The sequence below is a fragment of the Nesterenkonia lutea genome (genome assembly GCF_014873955.1).
Classification (GTDB): Bacteria; Actinomycetota; Actinomycetes; order Actinomycetales; family Micrococcaceae; genus Nesterenkonia; species Nesterenkonia lutea.
Window position 1 is genome coordinate 1929683 of record NZ_JADBED010000001.1, and the last position, 21758, is coordinate 1951440.

General features: G+C 69.0%; 23 protein-coding genes. 7 read left to right on the forward strand and 16 right to left on the reverse strand.

Going from position 1 to position 21758, the window contains the following annotated elements; all coding sequences use genetic code 11:
* The first annotated feature begins 58 nt into the window (after nucleotides 1–58).
* Entirely contained in the window at nucleotides 59–556 is a 498-nt protein-coding gene (locus H4W27_RS08770; RefSeq protein WP_192595588.1) for an aminoacyl-tRNA deacylase, read from the forward strand.
* A gap of 37 nt (nucleotides 557–593) precedes the next feature.
* Here the strand turns inward: H4W27_RS08770 and H4W27_RS08775 are convergent, their stop codons facing one another.
* From H4W27_RS08775 to H4W27_RS08795, 5 genes are all read right to left on the reverse strand, one after another.
* Nucleotides 594–1916, reverse strand: coding sequence for a deoxyguanosinetriphosphate triphosphohydrolase (locus tag H4W27_RS08775; RefSeq protein WP_192595589.1), 1323 nt, complete (start codon nucleotides 1914–1916; stop codon nucleotides 594–596).
* A gap of 10 nt (nucleotides 1917–1926) precedes the next feature.
* Nucleotides 1927–3111 (reverse strand): tRNA dihydrouridine synthase DusB, encoded by a 1185-nt coding sequence (gene dusB / locus H4W27_RS08780; protein WP_192596520.1) that lies wholly within the window; start codon nucleotides 3109–3111, stop codon nucleotides 1927–1929.
* 17 nt (nucleotides 3112–3128) lie between these two features.
* On the reverse strand, nucleotides 3129–4094 hold the full coding sequence (locus H4W27_RS08785) for a GNAT family N-acetyltransferase (protein WP_192595590.1): 966 nt from the start codon (nucleotides 4092–4094) through the stop codon (nucleotides 3129–3131).
* A gap of 185 nt (nucleotides 4095–4279) precedes the next feature.
* On the reverse strand, nucleotides 4280–5662 hold the full coding sequence (locus H4W27_RS08790) for a glycine--tRNA ligase (protein ID WP_192595591.1): 1383 nt from the start codon (nucleotides 5660–5662) through the stop codon (nucleotides 4280–4282).
* A 49-nt stretch (nucleotides 5663–5711) separates the two neighbouring features.
* Nucleotides 5712–6704 carry a DMT family transporter gene (locus H4W27_RS08795; RefSeq protein ID WP_192595592.1) on the reverse strand — a complete coding sequence of 331 codons (993 nt, stop codon included), beginning with the start codon at nucleotides 6702–6704 and terminating at the stop codon, nucleotides 5712–5714.
* A gap of 117 nt (nucleotides 6705–6821) precedes the next feature.
* Here H4W27_RS08795 and H4W27_RS08800 point away from each other — a divergent pair, with 117 nt between their 5' ends.
* The 5 genes from H4W27_RS08800 to H4W27_RS08820 all read left to right on the forward strand — a co-directional run bounded on the left by H4W27_RS08800 (nucleotide 6822) and on the right by H4W27_RS08820 (nucleotide 11440).
* Nucleotides 6822–7073, forward strand: a complete 252-nt coding sequence (locus H4W27_RS08800) for an RNA-binding S4 domain-containing protein (protein WP_192595593.1) — start codon at nucleotides 6822–6824, stop codon at nucleotides 7071–7073.
* 137 nt (nucleotides 7074–7210) lie between these two features.
* A complete protein-coding gene (locus H4W27_RS08805) occupies nucleotides 7211–8296 on the forward strand; it encodes a glycosyltransferase (RefSeq protein ID WP_192595594.1) in 1086 nt (361 codons plus the stop codon).
* The gene (locus tag H4W27_RS08810; RefSeq protein WP_192595595.1) at nucleotides 8293–9384 is read left to right on the forward strand and encodes a glycosyl transferase; all 1092 of its coding nucleotides are present in this window, start codon (nucleotides 8293–8295) and stop codon (nucleotides 9382–9384) included. The genes H4W27_RS08805 and H4W27_RS08810 overlap by 4 nt, the downstream gene beginning before the upstream one ends.
* Nucleotides 9381–10310: a glycosyltransferase family 2 protein gene (locus H4W27_RS08815; RefSeq protein WP_192595596.1), complete on the forward strand. Its 930-nt coding sequence runs from the start codon at nucleotides 9381–9383 to the stop codon at nucleotides 10308–10310. The genes H4W27_RS08810 and H4W27_RS08815 overlap by 4 nt, the downstream gene beginning before the upstream one ends.
* A complete protein-coding gene (locus tag H4W27_RS08820; protein WP_192595597.1) occupies nucleotides 10307–11440 on the forward strand; it encodes a glycosyltransferase in 1134 nt (377 codons plus the stop codon). Before H4W27_RS08815 ends, H4W27_RS08820 begins: the two co-directional genes overlap by 4 nt.
* Here the strand turns inward: H4W27_RS08820 and H4W27_RS08825 are convergent.
* Nucleotides 11427–12086: an alpha/beta hydrolase gene (locus H4W27_RS08825; protein WP_192595598.1), complete on the reverse strand. Its 660-nt coding sequence runs from the start codon at nucleotides 12084–12086 to the stop codon at nucleotides 11427–11429. The genes H4W27_RS08820 and H4W27_RS08825 overlap by 14 nt on opposite strands.
* Nucleotides 12087–12218: 132 nt before the next feature.
* On the opposite strand from H4W27_RS08825, the gene H4W27_RS08830 reads away from it, so the two are divergent.
* The gene (locus H4W27_RS08830; RefSeq protein ID WP_318782249.1) at nucleotides 12219–13133 is read left to right on the forward strand and encodes an SGNH/GDSL hydrolase family protein; all 915 of its coding nucleotides are present in this window, start codon (nucleotides 12219–12221) and stop codon (nucleotides 13131–13133) included.
* A 48-nt stretch (nucleotides 13134–13181) separates the two neighbouring features.
* On the opposite strand, the gene csrA is transcribed toward H4W27_RS08830, so the two are convergent.
* Genes csrA through H4W27_RS08880 form a run of 10 tightly spaced genes read right to left on the reverse strand, consistent with a single transcriptional unit; the run spans nucleotide 13182 to nucleotide 21757 of the window.
* Complete coding sequence (gene csrA / locus H4W27_RS13855; RefSeq protein ID WP_192595600.1) at nucleotides 13182–13526, reverse strand: carbon storage regulator CsrA; 345 nt, start codon at nucleotides 13524–13526, stop codon at nucleotides 13182–13184.
* Nucleotides 13520–14491, reverse strand: coding sequence for a hypothetical protein (locus H4W27_RS08840; protein ID WP_192595601.1), 972 nt, complete (start codon nucleotides 14489–14491; stop codon nucleotides 13520–13522). The genes csrA and H4W27_RS08840 overlap by 7 nt, the downstream gene beginning before the upstream one ends.
* Nucleotides 14466–16460, reverse strand: coding sequence for a flagellar biosynthesis protein FlhA (locus tag H4W27_RS08845; protein WP_225939398.1), 1995 nt, complete (start codon nucleotides 16458–16460; stop codon nucleotides 14466–14468). The genes H4W27_RS08840 and H4W27_RS08845 overlap by 26 nt, the downstream gene beginning before the upstream one ends.
* 47 nt (nucleotides 16461–16507) lie before the next feature.
* On the reverse strand, nucleotides 16508–17626 hold the full coding sequence (locus tag H4W27_RS08850; RefSeq protein WP_192595603.1) for an EscU/YscU/HrcU family type III secretion system export apparatus switch protein: 1119 nt from the start codon (nucleotides 17624–17626) through the stop codon (nucleotides 16508–16510).
* The gene (locus H4W27_RS08855) at nucleotides 17626–18384 is read right to left on the reverse strand and encodes a flagellar biosynthetic protein FliR (protein WP_318782251.1); all 759 of its coding nucleotides are present in this window, start codon (nucleotides 18382–18384) and stop codon (nucleotides 17626–17628) included. The genes H4W27_RS08850 and H4W27_RS08855 overlap by 1 nt, the downstream gene beginning before the upstream one ends.
* Nucleotide 18385: 1 nt before the next feature.
* Nucleotides 18386–18661 (reverse strand): flagellar biosynthesis protein FliQ, encoded by a 276-nt coding sequence (gene fliQ / locus H4W27_RS08860; protein WP_192595604.1) that lies wholly within the window; start codon nucleotides 18659–18661, stop codon nucleotides 18386–18388.
* A 2-nt stretch (nucleotides 18662–18663) separates the two neighbouring features.
* Nucleotides 18664–19602, reverse strand: a complete 939-nt coding sequence (fliP, locus tag H4W27_RS08865; RefSeq protein ID WP_192595605.1) for a flagellar type III secretion system pore protein FliP — start codon at nucleotides 19600–19602, stop codon at nucleotides 18664–18666.
* A complete protein-coding gene (locus tag H4W27_RS08870) occupies nucleotides 19599–20027 on the reverse strand; it encodes a FliO/MopB family protein (RefSeq protein WP_192595606.1) in 429 nt (142 codons plus the stop codon). Before H4W27_RS08870 ends, fliP begins: the two co-directional genes overlap by 4 nt.
* Nucleotides 20028–20843 carry a flagellar motor switch protein FliN gene (fliN, locus tag H4W27_RS08875; RefSeq protein ID WP_192595607.1) on the reverse strand — a complete coding sequence of 272 codons (816 nt, stop codon included), beginning with the start codon at nucleotides 20841–20843 and terminating at the stop codon, nucleotides 20028–20030.
* Nucleotides 20840–21757 (reverse strand): flagellar motor switch protein FliM, encoded by a 918-nt coding sequence (locus tag H4W27_RS08880; RefSeq protein WP_318782253.1) that lies wholly within the window; start codon nucleotides 21755–21757, stop codon nucleotides 20840–20842. Before H4W27_RS08880 ends, fliN begins: the two co-directional genes overlap by 4 nt.
* Nucleotide 21758: the final 1 nt, after the last annotated feature.

Sequence of the window (21758 nt, forward strand, 5' to 3'; positions counted from 1 at the left end):
CGGCCAAATCTTGACCCGCCGCCGCCAGGCTGTGGAGAGTCCTCGCTAGGCTGGGAGCATGACTGAGCTTTCCGGACGTGAGCGCGTGCAGGCCGATGCCGATGCACGCGCGGTGACCCTTGAATTCGTGCAGCGGGGACCTGCCTCCTCCCTGGAGGAGGCCGCGCAGAACCTCGGGGTCGCGCCGCGGGAGATCGTGAAGACCCTGGTGGCCAGGGCGAAGGTCACCCAGTCTGCGACCGAGCACAGCTATGTGGTGGCGCTGATCCCCGGGGACAAGCAGGTGGACTGGGCGAAGCTGCGTCGGCTGGCGGGGATGAAGAAGATGTCCATGACCGCGCCCGAGGAGGCGGTTCAGGCCACGGGCTACCATCCCGGAACGATCACTCCGTTCGGCGCCCGCACCGCCGGCGGGCGGCAGTGGCCGATCTACGCGGACGAGTCCATCTCGGGGCGCATCGCCATGGGCGCCGGTGAACCGGACCTGAATCTCTTCGTGGACGCCGAGGAGCTGTTCGCGGCCTTTGACGTCGTCGTCGGCGATATCGGCAAGTAGCACTCCGCCCCTCAGCGCACGCGGGATGGGGGGAAGGTCAGGCGAAGAGGCGGTTGAACACGGGACGGCCGTGGACCAGCGTGGCGTACCACTCCAGCGCCGCGCCGTCGGTGAGCGAGGCGATCTGGTCGATGATCGCGCGCTGCCGGCCGGACTCGTCCGCCGCCGCGTGGAAGTCGACCTGGAAGGGCGGCTCCAGGAACTGGTCCCCGGTCTCGGTGAGCAGCCCGTGCAGAGCCTCGATGACCTCGCTCTGCCGCGCGTACACCGGCATCTGCTCACGGGAGGCCATGATGTAGGTCGCCGCGATGCCCTTCATCAGCGAGATCTCCTCCAGCGTCTCCAGCGGCACCACCAGATCCGCCTCGTGGCGGACCAGCGGCCGGTGCCCATGGGCGTCCCGGGTGGCCGTGAAGATGGCGTGGGAGAACCTGCCGATCAGCTCGCTGGTCATGTTCTTCAGCGCCGCCAGCGCCCTTCGCGAGCCGTCGGACTCCCCCACCCAGGACTCGGCTGAGGAGAGCCGCCCCAGCGCGGCCTCGATCCGTGCCGGATCGGTCTCCGGCAGATACCAGTCGCGGGTGGTCTGGACCACGCGGCGGCGCTGCACCGCGTCGGTGAGGAACTTCAGCTGGAACCGTCCGTTGACCACCCCGTCCTCGATGTCATGCACGGAGTAGGCGATGTCATCGGCGGCATCCATCACCTGGGCCTCCATGGACTTGCGCCGGCCCGTGACGCCCTCACGGATCCAGCGGAACACCTCGAGGTCATCGGCATAGGCGCCGAACTTCTGGCTGCGACCGCCGCCCGGCAGGGCGGGGGCCTCGTGGGCCTGCCAGGGGTACTTCACCGCTGCGTCCAGGGAGGCGCGGGTCAGGTTCAGCCCCGCCGAGCGGCCGTCGGGGTGGAACCGCTTGGTCTCCAGCCGGGTGAGCAGACGCAGCGTCTGCGCATTGCCCTCGAACCCGCCGTGCTCGGCGGCCAGGGAGTTGAGCACCGTCTCGCCATGGTGGCCGAAGGGCGGGTGCCCCAGATCGTGGGAGAGGCAGGCGGCATCGACGACGTCGGGGTCACAGCCCAGCAGTCGGCCCAGGTCCCGACCCACCTGGGCCACCTCGAGCGAGTGGGTCAGCCGGGTGCGGGAGAAGTCGTCGATGTCCGGGGAGACCACCTGGGTCTTGGCTCCGAGCCGGCGCAGCGCCGAGGAGTGCAGCAGCCTGGCGCGGTCCCGCTCAAAGCTGGACCGGTACACGGACTTCCCATGCTCGGGCACCCAGCGGGCCTCGTCAGCCTCGGTGTAGCCAGGCCTCAGGGCCGCGTATCCGCCCTCCACTCGCTCCACGTTCTGCGCACTCATGCCTGCAACCTTAGCCGCCGGAGATGTCGACCTCTGCGGCCTGGATCATCTGGCGCTGCTGCTCGTTGAGCTCCTGGGACACCAGCCAGTCCTCCGGCAGGTGGACCTTCTTGGGCGATCCGGCGCGTCCGCGCGGGCCCTCGGCGTCGGCCCCGGGGTATTCCAGGCTCTGGTCCAGCTGGCCCAGCAGATCGGTGAGCTGAGCCAGTGACTCCACGGCCACCAGCTGGGTGCGCAGATGCGAGCCCACGGCGTAGCCCTTGAAGTACCAGGCCACATGCTTGCGGATGTCCTGCATGGCCTTGCGCTCGTCGCCGTCGAAATACGGGATCAGCATCTGCGCGTGGCGCAGGAGCGTGGCTGAGACCATCGGCAGGTCCGGGCGGTGGCGCTGCGCGCGGCCCTCGAAGGCCGCCTGCAGGTCACCGAAGAGCCACGGGCGGCCCTGACAGCCGCGGCCGACGACGACGCCGTCCACCCCGGTCTGCTCCACCATCGCCACGGCATCCTCAGCCGACCAGATGTCTCCGTTGCCCAGGACCGGGATGTCGGGCAGCGATTCACGCAGCGCCGCGATCGCGGACCAGTCGGCCTGGCCCGAGTAGTGCTGGCGCGCCGTGCGTCCATGCAGCGCCACGGCTGCGACGCCTGAGTCACGGGCGATCCTGCCGGCCTCGACGAAGGTCAGGTGGTCCTCGTCGATGCCCTTGCGCATCTTCACCGTCACCGGGATGTTCGCCCTGGACGCCTCGCGCACGGCGGTGGCGACGATGGACTCGAAGAGCTTCGTCTTCCAGGGCAGCGCGGAGCCGCCCCCCTTGCGGGTGACCTTGGGCACCGGGCAGCCGAAGTTCATGTCGATGTGATCAGCGCGGCCCTCCTCCACCAGCATGCGCACGGCATGGCCGGTGGTGACCGGGTCCACCGAGTACAGCTGGACCGAGCGCGGCACCTCATCGGGCTCGTGACGGATGATCCGCAGGGACTCGGGACGCCGCTCGACCAGGGCGCGGGCGGTGACCATCTCGTTGACGAAGAGTCCTCCGCCGTACTCGCGGCAGAGCCGCCGGAAGGCGGTGTTGGTGATGCCGGCCATCGGGGCCAGCACCACAGGGGTCTCCACGGTGATGGGCCCGAGCCGCAGCGGCGGCAGCAGCGCCTGCTTCTCGGGTGCCTGCGCCTCGGCGGTTTCCATGGTCACGGCGTGAGTCCTCAGGACGCGTCGCGGGCGTAGATGAGCGCCTCGAAGTCGAACTCGGCGAGGCCCGCCTCGATGAGCTCGTCGGTGACGGTCTTCAGCGGCACCATTGCGTCGTCGACCTCCACCTTGACCGGGAAGTGCGCGGCCAGCAGCGAGAGCATCGCGCGGCAGGAGGTCTCGGCGTCGGCCTCGGGGAGCTCCGGGTTCCAGCCGAGCAGCACGTCGGCCGGGTCCTCGGTGCGCTCGGGGGTGTAGCTGATCGCGAAGGCGAGGATGCTGTTGTCCCCTCCATTGGCGGTGTCGCGCAGCACCACGGCGCCGGAGGCTCCGGTCTCCGGTGCCAGCAGCATCTGCTGGGCCCGCCCGACCGTCATCTCGGCGGGGTCCCAGGTGTGCACGGCGTTGTAGAAGTCCGCCACCAGCTGGGTGAGCTCCACCGATCCGGTGGCGAGGTCCTCCAGGTCGAGCCCGGCGCTGTCCAGGTCCGGAAGCTTGATCGCGCCCGGCTGGATCACCACCTGGCGGGAGGCCTGGATCTTGGTGAACCCGTTGTCCTTGAGGAAGCACTGGGCGGCGGAACGCTTGGCCACCCGGGACTTCAGCGACTGCACGGCGCAGTTGGGGACCTCGGCCTCGAGGATCTGCAGCATCTGTGCGGCCACGCCGCGGCGGCGGTGCTCGGGGGCGACCTCCGCGTAGAAGGAGAGCCGGTCTGGGTGCAGCGAGGAGCGGAAGATGGTGGCCGCCGCGACCGGCAGACCTTCGGCCTCGGCGACGATGCACCGGGACCAGGGGTCGTTGGATGAGGGCCGCAGCAGGCTGCGGTCCTGGTGATGCATCGAGTTCTCCGGGTCGCCCCAGACCTGAAGCAGCTTCAGATCGTCACCTTCGGCCCAGGGACGCACCGTGAGACCGGAGTCCAGGGTGAGCCGGGCCGGATCGGCGGGGCGAGCTGCGGCGTCGTGCTCAGTGCTCATCGCATTTCCTTAGACGAGTGCAGACAATGGCGTTCAGACCAGGTCGTTCAGACCAAACACGCAATGGTAGTCCCGCGCCGCGAAGCTGACAAAGCCCACCTGGCCTCGGACCCAGAACCTGCAGTTCAGCGGCCTGCCCGTTCCGCGGGATGCGCACGGCCCACGGGACCGTCCGGCGGCACGGCTCAGCCGAGCAGCTTGACCGCGAGGTAGGACTGCACCTTGTCCAGGGAGACGCGCTCCTGGGTCATCTCATCGCGGTCGCGGATGGTCACGGCCTGGTCCTCGAGGGTGTCGAAGTCCACGGTGATGCAGAAGGGGGTGCCGATCTCATCCTGGCGGCGATAGCGGCGGCCGATGGCTCCGGAGTCGTCGAAGTCGATGTTCCAGTGCTGGCGCAGCTGCTGGGCCAGGTCCTGGGAGACCCCGGCGAGCTCGGGCTTCTTGGACAGCGGCAGCACGGCGGCCTTCACCGGGGCCAGCTTCGGGTGCAGCTTCAGCACCGTGCGGGTGTCCACGCCGCCCTTGGTGTTCGGCGCCTCGTCCTCGGTGTAGGAGTCCACAAGGAAAGCCATCATCGCGCGGGTCAGGCCGAAGGAGGGTTCGATCACGTACGGGGTGTACCGGGTGCCGCTGGCCTGGTCGAAGTACGCCAGCTTCGCCCCGGAGGCCTCGGTGTGGGAGTTCAGGTCGTAGTCGGTGCGGTTCGCCACGCCCATGAGCTCGCCCCAGGCGGAGCCCGCGAAGTCGAAGCGGTACTCCAGGTCGATGGTGCCGGCCGAGTAGTGCGCCCGGTCGTCTTCGGGCACGTCGAACTTGCGCAGGTTCTCCGGGTTCAGACCCAGGTTGATGAACCAGTTGTAGCAGGCGTCCACCCAGTGCTGGAACCACTCGTCGGCTTCATCCGGGTGGGTGAAGTACTCGATCTCCATCTGCTCGAACTCACGGGTGCGGAAGATGAAGTTGCCGGGGGTGATCTCGTTGCGGAAGGCCTTGCCGATCTGACCGATTCCGAAGGGCGGCTTCTTCCGGGCGGAGGTGACCACGTTGTTGAAGTTCACGAAGATGCCCTGGGCGGTCTCGGGGCGCATATAGTGCAGCCCCTCCTCGTCGTCCACCGGGCCCAGGTAGGTCTTCATCAGCCCGGAGAACTGCTGCGGCTCGGTCCAGCTGCCCGGCTGGCCGGTCTCGGGGTCACGGATGTCGGCGAGGCCGTTCTCCGGGGGGTGGCCGTGCTTGGCCTCGTAGGCCTCGATGAGGTGGTCGGCGCGGTAGCGGCGGTGGGTGTGCAGCGACTCCACCAGCGGGTCGGAGAAGGTCTTCACGTGGCCGGAGGCGTGCCAGACCGCCTGCGGCAGGATGATCGCGGAGTCGAGGCCGACCATGTCGCCGCGTCCACGGATGAAGGTCTGCCACCACTCGGCCTTGATGTTCTCCTTGAGCTCGGTGCCCAGCGGCCCGTAGTCCCAGGCAGACCGCGTGCCGCCGTAGATCTCTCCGGACTGGAACACGAAGCCGCGACGCTTCGCCAGGGAGATGACTTTGTCGAGTGCGGTCTCTTTGGCCATGTGGCAGATACACCTCAGGTAGTACGGGATGAAGACAGACTGCGTCAGCTTATCGCGCTGACGGACGCCCGCGCAGGATGTCCGGCAGCGAGGCCAGGATCACCGCGACCAGGGTCAGTCCGGTGCCCAGCACGGTCGCGAGGGTGACCAGAGACCCGGGAGTCGGAAGCAGCACATCGAGCAGCAGCGAGCCCAGCAGCTGGCCGGCGATCATGCCCATCGCCGCGATGAGCACGCCGACCCGAGTGACCAGCAGGGCGCCCAGCGCGATGAAGATGATGCCCAGCGGTCCGCCCAGGTAGTGCCACCAGACCGAGGACAGTGCGGGGTCCACGCCGCTGACCAGTGCCTTTCCCGCCCAGATGAGGAGCAGGAAGACCGTGCCGGCGAGGAAGTTGAACAGCGTGCCCGGTGCCGGTCCCCCATAGGCGGCGGAGTGCCGGCCGTTGATCGCCTGCTGGCCGGCCTGCACGAAGCCTGCAGAGAGCGGCAGCAGCACCAGAGCGAGCCAGGCGGCGCCCTGTCCTGCCGCTTCGAGCTGCGGGGAGACCGCCCAGAGGACCGCGAGCACGGTCAGCACCGCACCGCCGATCCGGAACGGGTTCAGTCGCATCCTCCCGGCAGGACCCAGCCCGATGCGGTCCCAGAGCAGCCCGCCGAGGGTCTGACCGGTGACCACCGCCACGGTGAACACCGCCACCCCGATGAGTCCGATGGTCAGCGTCTGGGTCAGCACGAAGTACCCGCCCGCGCATCCGGCGAGGAAGTACCACCAGCGGATCCGACCTTCGCGGACCGCCGGGGCGACCCGTCGCAGTCCCCGGCGCCCGCGCGCCGTGCCGAGGGTCGCCAGGATCATGACGACGGTGCCCACGGAGAAGCTGATGGTGGCCGCCAGCACCGGATCCCCGATCTCGCGGGTCAGTGCGGCATTGACCCGTCCCTGGGCGGGGATCGCCATGCCGGAGCCGAGCATCAGCAGCAGCAGGAACACCCAGACCAGGGGGGATCGAGGGGCCGCTGCGGGCTCGGCAGAACTCATGGGCATCACTCTATCCAGCGTTTTACCGGGCCCTGCGCGCTCTACCGGTCCCACGGTCGGGCAGGTCAATCACGTGAGGCCCGGTAGAACGCGGGGCGGGGGTGGGAGGATGGTGCCATGAGTGATGTGACTGAGGTGCCGATCCGTGATGAATCCATCCGTCTGGGCCAGCTGCTCAAGCTGGCCGGAGTCGTCGAGAACGGGGCGCTCGCCCGGGAGGTGATCGATGCCTCCGGCGTGCGCGTGGACGGCGAGGTGGAGACCCGACGAGGCCGTCAGGTCAGGCGCGGAGCCCTGGTGGAGTTCGACGGCGAGGCCTTCGGCCTTCCCGGCGCAAAGCTCATGCCCGTGGAGGACCGCGAGGACTGAGCTCGACTCCCGATGATCCGCGTGTAAAGTGCGTCTATAAGCCTGGTACGCGCGCGTGTTCCGGGACTCCATCTCGCGAGGGACGTGCCGGTCGATGACCGGTGGCAGGGGACTGCGCCTCGCGCTGTCGACAGGGGGTGCGGTTGCGCATCTGCATCATCGCCTCGAGCCAGTTCCCGATCCGGGAGCCCTTCGCCGGTGGACTCGAAGCCTTCACCCACACCGTGGCACGCAGGCTCATCACCCGCGGCCATTCGGTGACCCTGTTCGCCGCCGGCGGCAGCGACCCCGACCTGGGTGCACAGATGCTGATTCCCGAACGCCTGGAGTTCACCGAGGCGGCCCGCTCCGATGTCGGCGCCATGCCGGTGGACTGGATGCAGCAGCACCACGCCTATCTGGGTCTGATGCTGCACCTGGCAGGCTCCGACGAGTTCGACGTGATCCACAACAACTCCCTGCATCACCTTCCGCTGGCGCTGTCCTCCATGGTGCCCGCCCCGGTGCTCACCACGCTGCACACCCCGCCCACCCCGTGGCTGGAGTCCGCGATGAACTACGCCTCCCCCTCCTCGGTCTTCATGGCGGTGAGCTCGGCCACCGCGCAGGCCTGGCAGGAGACGGTGAGCGCGGGCGTGATCGCCAACGGCGTGGACACCGAGGTCTGGAAGGTCGGACCCGGGGGGCCCGGATGCGTCTGGACCGGACGGCTGGTCGCGGAGAAGGCTCCTCATCTCGCCATCGACGCAGCCCGAGCGGCTGGGCGCAGCATCACCCTCGCAGGGCCGATCATGGACCGCGCATACTTCGACGCGCAGGTCGCGCCCCGACTCGGCGACGACGCCGTCTACGCGGGTCATCTGCACCATGCTGAGCTGGTCGAGCTGGTCGGCTCCGCGGAGGTGGCGGTCGTGAGCTCCCAGTGGGACGAGCCCTATGGCCTCGTGGCCGCAGAAGCCATGTCCTGCGGAACTCCCGTCGCGGCCTTTGCCCGCGGAGGCCTCGTGGAGATCGTCACCGAGGAGACCGGCGCGCTCGCCGCAGACGGCTCGGTGGCGAGTCTCGCGGCGGCGATCACCCGCGCCGCGACCTGCGAGCGGCGAGTCGTGCGCGAACGCGCGGAGCAGCACCTCTCCCTGGACCGGATGGTCACCGAATACGAGAACGTCTACGCCCAGATGGCGGAGGAGATCTCCCCACGGCAGGCCGCCCCGGTTCGATGATCGGCTGGTACATCCACCACCAGGGACGAGGCCACCTTCACCGGGCCACAGCGGTGGCCCGAGCCGCCGCGGAGGCCGGCCTGGAGATCACCGGACTCTCCTCTCTGCCGGAACCGACGGACTGGCCCGGAGCGGACTGGGTCCAGCTGGAGCGGGATGACACGGCGACGCGGCCGGAGCCCCGCGACGCCACCGCCTCGGGTGCCCTGCACTGGGTGCCCCGGCACCACCCCGGTCTGCTCCGGCGCAGCGCGCAGGTCTCCGCCTGGCTGGACGCCGCGCGCCCGGCACTGGTCGTGGCTGACGTGTCCGTGGAGATGGCCCTCCTCGTCCGGCTTCACGGGGTCCCCGTGGTGACCGTGGCCCTGCCCGGGGATCGCACGGATCGGGCTCATCAGCTCGGCTATGCCGTCTCTGAGCGAGTGGTGGGGATGTGGCCCGCCGAGGCCGCGAACATGCTCCACGGCGCCGAAGCCGTCCATGCGCTCGGCGGACTCTCAAGGTTCGCGCCCCAGTCCTCCCCCGCCGACGCCAGCTCACTACCGCACGCCGCTTCACGCCTGCACGCCTCACCGCTGAACCTCCTGCCGCTGGACGTCCTGGCGCTGAACATCGTGGTGCTCAGCGGTGGGGGCGGGGGCTCCGTGGGCTCATCCAGCATCGCGCGGCTGCGCCGGATGCTCCCCTCGGCCGAGATCGTCATCCTTGGCGGAGACGGTTCCTGGGAACACGATCCGTGGCCGCAGCTGGTGCGTGCCGACCTGGTGGTCACCGCCGCCGGGCAGAACTCCATCGCAGAGGTCGCGGCCAGTCGCACGCCGGCTCTGGTCACCGCACTTGACCGACCGCACCAGGAGCAGCAGCGCATGCTCGCTGCGCTGGAGCGCGGCCCCTGGCCGGCGGTCCGCATGCCCGATCCCGACGACGACACCGGCTGGACAGAGGCGCTGACCCAGGTGCTGCGGCGAGACGGACAGGACTGGTCCAGCTGGTGCGACGGCGGCGCCGCCGTCCGCTTCGCCGATCTCCTGCAGGACCTGGTCGCCCAGGAGGCTCCCCACCAACCCGGCATGGAGGTGAACCGATGAAGACGTCTGTGCCGCGCGCCGTCGTCATCACCGCTGTCCATGGCAGGCACACACACCTGCGACGCATGCGCGCCGGCCTGGCCGCGAGCACCAAGCCACCCCTGCGGCACCAGCTCGTGGCCATGGCGGATCCTGAGATCAGCAGACAGGTCAGCGCCGAGGCGCAGCGGTCCGACGGCGACCGACTGACCACCGAGGCCGTCGAGGTCCCGCGCAGCCAGGGCAGGCTTCCGCTGGCCGAGGCCAGAAACCGCGGGGCGGAGCTGGCACTGAGGTCGCTTCCTCATCCGGAGGACCTGCTGATCTTCCTCGACGTGGACTGCATCCCCGCTCCCGAGCTGGTGGGTGCCTATCTCGACGCCGCCGCCCGCCGCCCGGACGACCTGCTCTGCGGCCCGGTGGCTTATCTGCCGGAGCTGCCCGCCGAACAGCTCGACGTCGCCGAGCCCGCCCAGCTCGCCGAATGGGCCGCGCCACATCCGGCACGTCCAGCACCGGAGCCCGGAGAGATTCTCAGCGACGGTGAACACGCTCTGTTCTGGTCCCTCTCCTTCGCAGTGCGGCGATCCGTCTGGCAGCGGATCGGAGGATTCGACGAGGCGTACACGGGCTACGGGGCGGAGGACACTGACTTCGCCTGGCGCGCCCGGGCCGCCGGGGTGGGCCTCTCCTGGGTGGGCGCGGCGCGTGCCTTTCACCAGCACCATCCGGTCTCCAGCCCCCCGGTGGAGCACCTGGAGGACATCCTGCGCAATGGACGCACCTTCGCCGGCACCTGGGGCCACTGGCCGATGGAAGGCTGGCTGGAGGAGTTCCGACGCCGGGGACTCGTGCGCCGGGAGGGTGCTGACTGGGTCGCCGTCGACCAGGCGAGTGTAGACGAAGCGCGTGTGGACCAAGCGCGTGAGGAAGAGGAGTCCAGATGAACACGATGCGTGTGGCCTCAGTGCCCGCCTCCCATGTCTATATCCGGCACCTGAGCAGTCCAGACCCGGAGCTGGATCCTGTGCGGCGCCTTTCGGATCCGCCTCCCTCGCGCCAGGATGCTCCCACCGGAGCGCCCTGGTGGCCTCCTGCGATGCTGGATCCTGCCTGGATCGCAGCGCATGACTTCGACCTGATGCATCTGCACTTCGGGTTCGACGCCCAGACCCCGGCACAGCTCAGCTCCGTGGTCGACGCGCTTGATGCCAAGGGCGTTCCTCTGGTGTACACCGTGCACGACCTGTGGAACCCCCACCATGAGGACTCTGCCCTGCACGAATCCCAGCTCGAGGTGCTGATCAACCGGGCGAAGGCGGTCATCACGCTGAGCGAGCAGGCGGCGACGGAGATCGAAACCCGCTGGGGAGTCCGGCCTGAGGTGATTCCGCACCCGCATGTGGTGGATTTCGAGCGCATGGACGCCGGTGCGCGGGCGCCGCGCCGAGCCGCCGAGGAGTTCCGGCTGGGGATCCACCTGAAGAGCCTGCGAGCGAACATGGCAGGCATTCCGCTGCTGCAGGCGGCTGCGGAGGCTGTGGCAGAGATTCCGGGCGGCGTGCTGCAGGTGAACGTGCACCGGGACGTCTTCGAGGACACCGGTGCCCGGCACGACGCCGAGCTGGCCCGTTGGCTGCGAGGACGGGAAGGAGCCGCGCTGGATCTCCGCGTTCATGACTATTTCAGCGACGCGGAGCTCTTCGACTATCTCTCCAGCCTGCATGCGTCCCTGCTGCCCTACCGGTTCGGGACACACTCCGGCTGGATGGAGGCCGCCCATGATCTCGGCACGGCGGTGATCGCTCCCGACGTGGGCTGCTACCGCAGCCAGGGCGCGGACCACCTCTACCACTGGCATGGAGAGGGCCGGCTGGACGTGCCGAGCCTGCAGCGCGCCATCCGCACCGCCGCAGAGCGGCCCGACCCCACCGCCGCGCAGCAGCCTGCGCGCACCGCTGCGGAGGAGTCCACAGTCGCTTGGCGCAGGAGGCAGCGACACGAGATCGCCGCAGCCCACGCGCAGGTCTACCGGCGGGCGCTCAGCGCCGTCACGGCGGGGCTCAGCGGGACTTGAGCACCGTGTGGGTGAGGAACTCGCCCACGTGGCTGATCTCCTGCGGGACCACCCCATGCCCGGCCCCGGCGTAGAGCACCTTGGTCAGCTTCACCGTCTTGGTCGCCCAGGCGTGGGTGTACTCGACGTGCTCGGCCGGGATGATCGGGTCCTCCTGATCCCGGCCCCAGAAGAACGGGATCTGCGCGGCGGCCAGGGCCTCGTCGTCGAACCAGCCCTCGATGCCCTCACCACGGGCGGGGTCCACGGCGAAGCCGGATAGCCCGACGGCGGCGGCGAACTTCTGCGGGCGGCTGCGCAGCAGCGAGGTGGCCATGGCCATGCCCATGGAGAACCCGAACAGGGTGACCGAGCTGTGCTCATCCTTGACCGAGGTGATCCACTCCCAGAGGTCCTCCACCGCGTTCCGGGCGGCGGAGGAGGAGTAGGCCAGCCGCTCCACGTCCAGGTCGAACCAGGTGTAGCCGCCGAACTCCATCTTCACCGGAGCCCGCACGGAGGCATAGGTGAACTCCTCCGGCAGGCCCGGCACCAGCCCCATGAGGTCCTGTTCGTGGGATCCATAGCCGTGCAGCAGCACCACCAGCGGGGTGCCGGCGCGGTCCTGCGGCTCGCGAGACCAGACGACGTGGGGCTGAGCAGACATGGGACGACCTTTGCATGACGGGAAGATGTGCCTGACCCACTCTAATCAGCCCGGCCCTTCTGGTCAGCCCAGTCCTTCTGGTCAGCCCATAGGAGGATGCGTCAGGCGGGGGTCTTCAGCGAGAATGTACCTGTGAGTAACAACGACGAGATTCTCAACACCCCTGAAGTTCCTGGCGACACCCCCGAACACCGTGCCGACGCCGGGGATGCGCCAGCAGTTCCGCGGCACCCCTGGACCCGCTATGTCGCCCTCGGGGACTCCTTCACCGAGGGCATCGGGGATCCCGACCAGACGCGCCCGGGCTACCACCGCGGCTGGGCCGACCGGGTGGCCGAGGAGCTCGCCCTCGGTGCCGCGGCCACAGACGGAGCCCGGAAGTTCTCCTACGCGAACCTCGCCGTGCGAGGGAAGCTCATCGCGCAGATCCGCGACGAGCAGATCGCCCCGGCGCTGGAGCTGCGTCCCGACCTGATCACCCTGTGCGCGGGCGGCAACGATGTGATCCGCCCCGGTGGGGATCCGGATGAGATCGCCCGCGTGCTGGACACCATGGTGCAGATCCTCAGCACCACCGGAGCGACCATCGTGCTGTTCAACGGCCCTGATGTGCGCGAGACCCCTGTGGTCGGCTCGATCCGCGGGAAGGTCGCGATCTTCAACGAGAACATCAGGACCATCGCCGCCCGGCATGATGCCGTGGTGGCCGACATGTGGTCGCTGCGGGAGCTGACCCGCCCGGAGATGTGGGACGCCGACCGGCTGCACTTCTCCGCGCTGGGCCACCATACGATCGCCCGCATGGTCCTGGAGACGATGAACGTCAAGCATGATCTGGTGCCCTCTGAGCCGCGCCCGGCGCCGGTGCGCAGCTGGCGCGAGGCGCGCGTGGGCGACGTGGTGTGGGCTCGCCACCATCTGTTCCCCTGGGTGATTCGGCGTCTGCGCGGAAGGTCCTCCGGAGACGGGATCCACGCCAAGCGGCCGAACTTCGAGCCGCTCTTCGGCGGGTCCATGCCTCCCGGCGGCAGCCCGGCCGATGACTGAACCAGAGCTCGCTGCTCAGCCTCTGCCTCCACGGGCCGGCTCGACGGGCTAGGCCGGGGGCTCCGTCGCAGGGGCCTGGGTCTTGTCGGGCTCGTCCACCGGACCCGCGGGCGAGGAGTCTGCCGCGCCGTGACCTGTTGCGGGAGCGCCCGCGTTGGGGGCGCCCGCGCTGAAGATCGCCTTCAGTGCCGTCTCGGCCTCGGGACCCGCGGCACGTGCAGCCTCCAGGTTGGTCTCTGAGACGGAGAGCAGCACTTCGCGGCGCTGGACCTTGACGTCGCGGGGCGCGTCGATGCCGATCTTGATGCCGTCTCCGCGGACCTCCAGCACGGTGATCACCACCTCCTCACCGATGAGGAGCTGTTCACCGACCTTCCGTGTGAGCACTAGCACTGGTTCATCCTAACGGAGACCGGCCAGCCGAGCTGGTGTCCGGTCGCGGGGGTGAGCGTCTCATCCGCGCAGGTCAGCACCAGTCCGTCGATGGGGCGCGACTGTTCGAGCACCGCGAGCCAGTGCCGGATGTCCTCCGGCTTGCGACGCAGGTCCACGGCTGCCCAGAGCTGGTCGGCCTCCTTCACCGCGGGGGACTCTGCCCCGCTGAGCACTCCGGGACGCGGGAAGCGCAGCGCGCAGGTCGCCAGCACCGGAACCTCCATGCCCACGGCCTTGGCACGCGCCTCGCGCAGCACCGCTCTGGCCTCGCGCAGGGGCTTGCTCGCGTAATCGGCCTCCGCCAGCAGAAGCGGGTCCCCCAGCGCTCCGTCGGCGGCACTCGCAACCAGTGCTGCCAGCGCAGCGGACTCTTCGGCGCCGAGGCAGGCAAGGACCATCAGCGTCCCGGGTGCCTGTAGCAGCGCAGGTGCGGCAGTCGTCCCGGTGGGGGCCACGGCCGAAGTTCCGGTCGAAGCCCCGGCCGAAGTCCCGAGCGGACTTCCGAGGGAAGCACCGGGAGCGGCCCCGAGCTCCCGCTCCCCGGCGGGCTCTCGCGACGCCAGCCACAGCTCATCCATCATGCGGGCGAAGTCCTCATCGAGATCCTCCACCGGCGACTCTGACTCGCCACCCTCCGTCCGAGCCTCCGTCTCATCCCACGGCTGAGACTTCTCCTGCGCCCGCAGCCGACGACGACGCCGCGAGTCGACCTCGGGTGCAGGAGGCGGCGGCGACTGCTCGGGCCGGGGAGCCGGAACCTCCACAGTGGCTTCGAAGTGCTCCCGCGCCAGAAAGCCCCCGATGCCGCCGCGCGTGACGCGTTCAGCGGAGACGATCCGCGCCCGAGGGCCGTATTCCGCGAGCGCCTGGGCCCCGAGCTTCGCCAGGGACGTGCCTTTAAGGACGTATCTGTTCGGTTCCACGCACCACTCCCACGGTCTCGATCTCTGCTCCTCCTGAAGAGGCTTCCTGATAGGAGAGCACGGGCAGCCCCCCTGTCTGCGGCGCCAGCAGGCGACGCACCGCCGGCCGCAGGGCCGGAGCGCAGACCAGCACCGGATTGTGTCCGCGGGACTCCGCCTCGGTCAGTGATTCTCTCACCGAGGCGTGGATCGCCTCGATGCGGGCGGTGTCCAGCAGGATCTGACTCGCCCCCTCGGCGGTGCGCAGGCCTTCGAGCATGGAGTGTTCCAGACTCGGATCGATCATGATGACCCGGAGCCTGCCCTCCTCCAGGTGCTTCGCGGCGATGGCTGGTCCCAGGGCCGCCCGGGCCGCCTCGATGAGACCTTCCGGCTCGCCGGAGACCTTCCCGCGCAGCGCGAGCGCCTCATAGATCCGCGGCAGGTCGTTGATCGGCACCTGCTCCTCCAACAGTCCCTGCAGCACGCGCTGGACCTCCGCGAGATTGAGCACGGAGGGGACGAGCTCCTCCACGGCGGAGGGGTTGACCTCTTTGACCGCATCGGTGAGCACCCGCACGTCCTCACGGGTAAGCAGACGCGCCGCGTTGTTCTGGATCACTGTGGACAGATGGGTGACCACCACGGAGACCCGGTCGATGGTCATCGCTCCGCTCATCTCCGCGCTGTGTCGCAGCTCGGCGGGGACCCACTTTCCGGAGAGCCCGAACACCGGTTCCACCACAGTGGTCCCGGGCAGCGATCCCAGCTGCTCCCCCAGGGCGAGGATCTTGCCGCGCGGGATCTGGCCGCGGCCGATCTCCACACCGGCGACTCGGATCGCGTAGCTGGCCGGCGGCAGCTCCACGCTGTCCCGGGTGCGCACCGGCGGGACCAGGATGCCCAGCTCCAGTGCGATCCGCTTGCGCAGCGCCTTGACCCGGGCGAGCAGGTCGTCCCCGCCGCCTCCGACGATGTCCACCACGTCCGGGGAGAGCTGGATCTCGAGGGTGTGCACCCGCATATGGTCGATCAGGTCCTCGGTGGTCTCCGCCGGACGCGCCGTCTGCTCGGCCTCCTGATCGGCCTCGCGCCGCGCCTCGGCCGCCTCGCCCGCCCGGATCCGGTAGGCGATGATGATCAGCACGACCCCGACCCCCATGAAGGGCAGCTTCGGCATGCCGGAGATCAGGCCCAGGGAGATGGCGGCGGCACCGGCCACCAGCAGAGCGGTCTGGGACTGGGCCAGCTGCTTCGAGGCGGAGGAGCCCATATCCGATTCCGCGTTGGATCGGGTCACGATCATGCCGGTGGACACGGCCATCAGCAGCGAGGGGATCATGGTGGCGAGGCCGTCACCGATGGTCAGCAGCGAATAGGTGTTGACCGCCTCCCCTGCCGCGAGCCCATGTGAGAGCATGCCGATCGCGATGCCGCCGACCAGGTTGATCAGCGTGATGACGACACCGGCGATGGCGTCGCCCTTGACGAATTTCGAGGCGCCGTCCATGGCTCCGTAGAAGTCGGCCTCGGCGGCGACCTCGGCCCGGCGCTCCCGCGCCTGGGAGTCGGTGAGCTGGCCGGCGTTGAGGTCGGCGTCGATGGCCATCTGCTTGCCCGGCATAGCGTCCAGGGTGAAGCGGGCACCCACCTCGGCCACGCGCTCGGCGCCCTTGGTGACCACCACGAACTGGATGACCACGAGGATCAGAAACACCACACATCCGATGATCAGGCTTCCGCCCACCGCGATGGTGCCGAAGGCGCCGATCACCTCTCCGGCGTAGCCGTTGCCCAGCACCAGGCGGGTGGAGGCCACGTTCAGGCCCAGCCGCAGCAGGGTCATGACCAGCAGCAGGGAGGGGAAAACGGAGAAGTCCAGCGGCTTCTTCACGAACATCGTGGTCATCAGCACCAGGATCGCGAGCAGGATGTTCACCGCGATCAGGGCGTCGAGCAGTCCGGCCGGGATCGGCACCACCAGCAGCATCACGATCGCGACGACCCCGAGCGGGACGGCCACCTTTGAGAGGTTGTTCACTGACGTGTCTCCTTGGTCCCTGCGAAAGGCTGACGGGGCACGGCGGGCACGGTGTGGACGCCGGAGGCGCTGCCGCGCTCTTTGAGCTGCATGACGAAGGCCAGCACCTGCGCCACCTGGGTGAAGAGCTCCACGGGCACTTCGTCGCCGAGCGAGCACTGGGCATGCAGCGCCCGGGTGAGGGCGACGTCGCGCACCATGGGCACGCGTCGCGCGGCGGCCTCCTCGCGCAGGCGCAGCGCGATGTTGTCCGTCCCCAGCGCCACGACCTTCGGGGCCGCGAACCCCGGCTGGTAGGACAGCGCCACGGCCACATGCGTGGGGTTGACCAGCATCACGTCGGAGTCCCCCACGGCGGCGATCATCCGGTTGCGGCTCATCTCCAGGGCGCGGCTGCGCCGGTGCTGACGCACGAGCGGATCGCCGTCGGTCTTCTTGTTCTCATCCTTGACCTCCTGCTTGGTCATCCGGGTGTGCTTGCGGTTCCGCCGGGAGACCACGAGCAGATCGACCACTGCGAGCCCGACCCCGGCGAGGATGGAGGCCTGCAGCAGTGAGACCGTGCCGCTTCCTGCCGCGCTGAGCATGGAGGAGACGGGCAGCAGGCCGGCGTTGAGCAGCAGCGGCATCAGCGAGCGGATGACGTACCAGAGCATCAGGCCCACCACCGCGGTCTTGAGCAGCGCCTTGAGCCCCTGCCACAGCGCCTGCAGCCCGAAGGTCCGCTTGATCCCCTTCACCGGGTCCAGATGCTCGCCCTTGAGCGCGAACTTGCGGAACGTCACGCCACCCTGGAGCACGGCGCCGGCCAGCACCGCCAGGACGACGGCGGCCAGCATCGGCCCCAGCGTCAGCGCCATGGAGGCGCCCGCCTCGCCCAGAGCGGTGACGGCCACCTCGGGGTCAGGAGCATCGATGACGGCCTTCACCGCTCCCAGCTGGACCTGTCCTGCCTCCCGTGCGGTGTCGAGCACCCAGGGCATGGCGGCGGTGGCGGCCCCGATCCCGAGCCAGGCGGTCAGATCCTGCGAGCGGGAGAGCTTGCCCTTCTCGCGGACCTCCTTCATCCGCTGAGGTGTGGCCTTCTCCGTCCTCTCCCCTGTGGGCTCAGACATCAGATCACCCCGTTGAAGGCGCGCAGGCCGGACTGCACCAGCGTGGAGACGGCCGCCGGCAGCACCACGAACACCGTGCCAGCCAGGGTCAGCGTGAGGAAGATCTTCAGCGGAAAGCCCAGTGAGAAGGCGTTCAGAGCAGGGGCGACCCGGGTCAGCAGTCCCAGTCCGGCATCTGCCAGGAAGAGCACCACCAGCAGCGGGCCGGCGATCTGAACGGCCGCCATGAACATCTCGGTGAAGCCGGTGAGAGAGTTCTCCGCAAGCGCGGCGAGGCTGATCTCGGCCCCCAGCGGCAGCGCGTCGAAGGAGCGGAAGAGCCCGGCCAGGATCAGCTGATAGCCGTCGGAGGCCACCAGCAGCGCGATGGCTGCGAAGTGGAAGAGCCGGGTGAACTGGGCGCCGTTGATCTGGGAGCCCGGATCGAAGGCCATCGCGAGCTGGAAGCCGCCGAATAGGTCGATGAGTCCGCCCGCAGACTGCACGGCGGCGAAGAGCAGCATCACCAGGAAGCCCAGGGCGGCGCCGGCGAGGATCTCCAGCAGCAGCGCGGCGATGAAACCTCCGGTGTCCATCGGCACGTAGTCGGCGACGGCGCGCGGCGCCACCACCAGTGCCAGGGCCGCTCCCATCGCGGCGCGGATGCGCATGGGCACCGAGCCGTGGGAGAAGGGCGGCGCGATGACGATGAACGCGGTGACCCTCACGGCTGCGAGCATCGTGGCCTCCAGCCAGGCCAGCGGCAGCGTGAACTCCACGTCATCCGCCCCCGAGGAGAGCGGGTATCCGGTCGAAGAGGGTGTGGGTGAAGCTGACGATCTCGGCGATCATCCAGTGCCCGCAGACCACCAGCGCGATGCCCACCGCCACGGCCTTGGGCACGAAGGACAGCGTGATCTCCTGGATCTGGGTCATCGACTGGAACAGCGAGATGGCGAAGCCGACCACCAGGGAGGTGATCAGCACCGGCGCCGAGAGCTTCGCGGCGACGACCAGCCCGGCGAGTCCGATGTCGAGCACGGCATTGGTGTCCATGCCTAGCCACCTCCCGTATAACTGCCCACGAGGGCGGTGATGATGAGTCCCCAGCCGTCGACCAGGATGAACAGCAGGATCTTGAAGGGCAGCGAGATCATCACCGGCGGGAGCATCATCATGCCCATGGACATCAGCGCGGAGGCCACGACCAGGTCGATGACGAGGAAGGGCACGAAGATCACGAAGCCGATGATGAAGGCCGCCCGCAGCTCGGAGACCATGAAGGAGGGGATGAGCGTGGTCAGTGCCACGTCATCCGGTGTGGAGGGGTTCTCCAGGTCCGCCGCCCGGGTCATCAGCGCGATGTCTTCTTCGCGCGTGTGGGCGAGCATGAACTGGCGCAGCGGCTCCGAACCGACCTCCAGCGCCTCGGTGAAGGTCAGCCCGCCGTCGGTATAGGGCTGCACGGCGAGTTCGTTGATCTCGGTGAGCACCGGGGACATGACGAACAAGGAGAGGAACAGCGCCAGCCCGGCGAGCACCTGGTTCGGCGGGATCGACGGCAGCGAGAGGGCATTGCGGGTCAGCGCGAGCACCACGAAGATCTTGGTGAAGGAGCTCATCATCAGCAGCAGGGCAGGGGCCACGGAGAGCAGCGTGATCGCGATCAGCGTGACCACGGCGGAGCTGGGGGTGCCGTCGGGACCGTTGATGTCCACTGAGAGTCCGCCGCCGCCCTCGCCCTCGGCGTCCTCGCCGTCCCCGTCCTGACCCTCGTCGTCGCCCGGGACCGGCGCGGGCTCTCCAGGCTGCGGCTGCTCCGGAGGGTCCACCGGGGCCGCCGAGACCGATCCGGCCGAGAGCCACAGCGAGGCGCCCACCGCAAGGACCAGCAGCAGGACCAGCAGCACCCTCCGGCTCAGCTGCTGCGGCTGCGGCTGCGGCTGCGCCGTCGTTGGCCTGATCGTCAGTGCAGGCGCAGTCCCTGCGGCGTTCATTGGGTGGGGTCCTGGTGTGGATCCTGGGGCCGCGGAGAAGCCGAGCCGCCGATCCGGTCATGGCCGGTCCTGCCCTGCGCGAGTGCGACGGCGGAGCGCAGCTTCTGCTCGAAGCTGCGGCTCACTGCCGAGTGGCGTCCGCCTGAGGCCGCTGTGGTCGCCTCCATCGGCGGGGGTTCAGGGGCGGGGTAGCTCTCCAGCAGGGTGACGCTCTGCTCGGCGACCCCGATGACATAGCGATGATCGTCGATGTCCACCACCGCCACCGAGGACTTCTGGCCCAGAGCATGCCGCCCGATCATGGTGACTGCGTGTGGGGTCGCCGAGGTGACCCGTCCGGACCAGCGGCGATTGATGAACCAGATGAGCCCCAGGACCGCGGCGAGCGAGACCGCGACCCGGAGGATCAGAAAGAAGCTGTCCACTCAGACGAGGCCTTCCGAGGAGTCGAGGATCTTGGTGATGCGCACCCCATAGTCCTGGTCCATCACCACCACCTCGCCCTGGGCGATGAGTCTGCCGTTGAGCCGCACATCGGCGGGGGCACCCGCGTTGCGGTCCAGTTCGATCACGGCTCCTGGCTCCATCGCGAGCACATCGCGCACCGAGACCCGGGTGCGGCCGATCTCCACGGTCAGCGCCATCTGGACGTTGTTGAGCCGGCTCAGCCTGGAGGAGACGTTCTCGTCGTCTCGAGGCGCACCCCCCGTGGACCCGGCGGTCGCTGTGCCGGGCGCCGGGGTCCGGTCGCGGCCGGCGGAGGCTGAGCTCGGAACCGGTTCGCGCAAACGGACGGCGAACCAGCCCACGGAGTCTCCTGCTGCGAGCAGCTCGAAGACGACGGTCTCGGGATCCTGCAGGAGACCCTCCGCCGAGCCGCGGGGAGCCGTGGAGAGCACCCCCGTGCCGAGCACGCCGGTGGCCGCCTCAAAGGCGGGACGCAGCACGTCATCGATGGAGACCAGCTTCGGGTCAAGGTCGGCCGCGTCTCCGAGGACGGAGGGGTCCACGCGCACGGCCACCTCGGCAGAGAGACTTCCCACGAAAGCCGCCACAGACAGGTCACCGTCTCCGGCAAGAGCTGCGGGCGAAGGCTGGGCAGCGGACTCGTCGAAGCGTCGGGCAGTGACCGGCACGCTCACCGGCAGGGCGGCGCACAGCGCCTCTGCGGCAGAGACGTGCAGACCTGTGGTCTCCCGAGAGGCGGTGCTCCCGGCATCGATGTCCTGGATGGGGCTCATAGTGTGCTTTCCTCAGTGGAGACGACGACGGCGGCGATCCGGCCGGCATGGGAACCGGCGGCTGCTGTGCCCAGGCGCTGACCATCGACGGTCAGGTTCAGCGGGCGGTGGGATGGGTGCGGCAGGCGCAGGACATCGCCCACCGACATGTTCAGGATCTGCTCCGGGGTCACCTGGGCGTCGCTGACGCTCAGCGCCAGCTCCATCGGGACCTGCGCGATGTGCTCGTTGAGCAGCTCTGCCGCGTGCTCCCCGGTGTCGATCGGGTTCTCCTCGCCCAGCTGCGGGAGGATCGCATCCCCCGGCACCGCGACGGTGGCCAGCACTGACCGGTCCCCCACCTGGATCGTGAAGGTGGCGGCCAGCATCAGGTCCATCTTGGTGGCGGCCTGGGCGAACTGCGCGTTGTAGTGGATGGTGTCCACCGTCACTGCGCTCTTCAGCAGCCCTCCGAGGGAGTAGTGCAGGTCTTCGAGGGTCTCGGTGACCAGATTTCGGACCAGGGTCTGCTCGATGCGGGTGAACTTGCGCTCAGGGACATCCACGGGGTGGTGGCTGCCCAGGATATGGGACACCCAGTTCAGCGCGCCGGAGGCGGGAAACTGGAACACGGCCCGTGCGTTGAGTCCGTCGAGGCTGCACAGCACCATCGCGGTCGTGGCGGGCAGCCGCGCTATGTAGTCGTCGTAGGTCTGCATGGTCACGGATTCCAGGGTGACCTGGGACATCACTCTGACTCGTGCGGTCAGCTGCGTTCCCCACTGGCGGGCGAACGTCTCGAAGGCGAGTTCCAATGTGCGGGCATGCTCGCGCGAGAGCGTGGTGGGGCGACGAAAGTCATAGAGCACCGGCTCCTGCGCGGGGAGGCTGACCGGCGCCGCATCACGTGGCGGCGGCACAAGCGTAGAGGACACG

What these genes read in the sequence shown, in the direction of transcription:
- H4W27_RS08770 (WP_192595588.1), top strand. Translation starts at nt 59, where the DNA reads ATGACTGAGCTTTCCGGACGTGAGCGCGTGCAGGCCGATGCCGATGCA.
- H4W27_RS08775 (WP_192595589.1), bottom strand. Translation starts at nt 1,916, where the DNA reads ATGAGTGCGCAGAACGTGGAGCGAGTGGAGGGCGGATACGCGGCCCTG.
- dusB (WP_192596520.1), bottom strand. Translation starts at nt 3,111, where the DNA reads ATGGAAACCGCCGAGGCGCAGGCACCCGAGAAGCAGGCGCTGCTGCCG.
- H4W27_RS08785 (WP_192595590.1), bottom strand. Translation starts at nt 4,094, where the DNA reads ATGAGCACTGAGCACGACGCCGCAGCTCGCCCCGCCGATCCGGCCCGG.
- H4W27_RS08790 (WP_192595591.1), bottom strand. Translation starts at nt 5,662, where the DNA reads ATGGCCAAAGAGACCGCACTCGACAAAGTCATCTCCCTGGCGAAGCGT.
- H4W27_RS08795 (WP_192595592.1), bottom strand. Translation starts at nt 6,704, where the DNA reads ATGAGTTCTGCCGAGCCCGCAGCGGCCCCTCGATCCCCCCTGGTCTGG.
- H4W27_RS08800 (WP_192595593.1), top strand. Translation starts at nt 6,822, where the DNA reads ATGAGTGATGTGACTGAGGTGCCGATCCGTGATGAATCCATCCGTCTG.
- H4W27_RS08810 (WP_192595595.1), top strand. Translation starts at nt 8,293, where the DNA reads ATGATCGGCTGGTACATCCACCACCAGGGACGAGGCCACCTTCACCGG.
- H4W27_RS08815 (WP_192595596.1), top strand. Translation starts at nt 9,381, where the DNA reads ATGAAGACGTCTGTGCCGCGCGCCGTCGTCATCACCGCTGTCCATGGC.
- H4W27_RS08820 (WP_192595597.1), top strand. Translation starts at nt 10,307, where the DNA reads ATGAACACGATGCGTGTGGCCTCAGTGCCCGCCTCCCATGTCTATATC.
- H4W27_RS08825 (WP_192595598.1), bottom strand. Translation starts at nt 12,086, where the DNA reads ATGTCTGCTCAGCCCCACGTCGTCTGGTCTCGCGAGCCGCAGGACCGC.
- H4W27_RS08845 (WP_225939398.1), bottom strand. Translation starts at nt 16,460, where the DNA reads ATGCTGCTGGTGGTGCCGATCCCGGCCGGACTGCTCGACGCCCTGATC.
- H4W27_RS08850 (WP_192595603.1), bottom strand. Translation starts at nt 17,626, where the DNA reads ATGTCTGAGCCCACAGGGGAGAGGACGGAGAAGGCCACACCTCAGCGG.
- fliQ (WP_192595604.1), bottom strand. Translation starts at nt 18,661, where the DNA reads ATGGACACCAATGCCGTGCTCGACATCGGACTCGCCGGGCTGGTCGTC.
- fliP (WP_192595605.1), bottom strand. Translation starts at nt 19,602, where the DNA reads ATGAACGCCGCAGGGACTGCGCCTGCACTGACGATCAGGCCAACGACG.
- fliN (WP_192595607.1), bottom strand. Translation starts at nt 20,843, where the DNA reads ATGAGCCCCATCCAGGACATCGATGCCGGGAGCACCGCCTCTCGGGAG.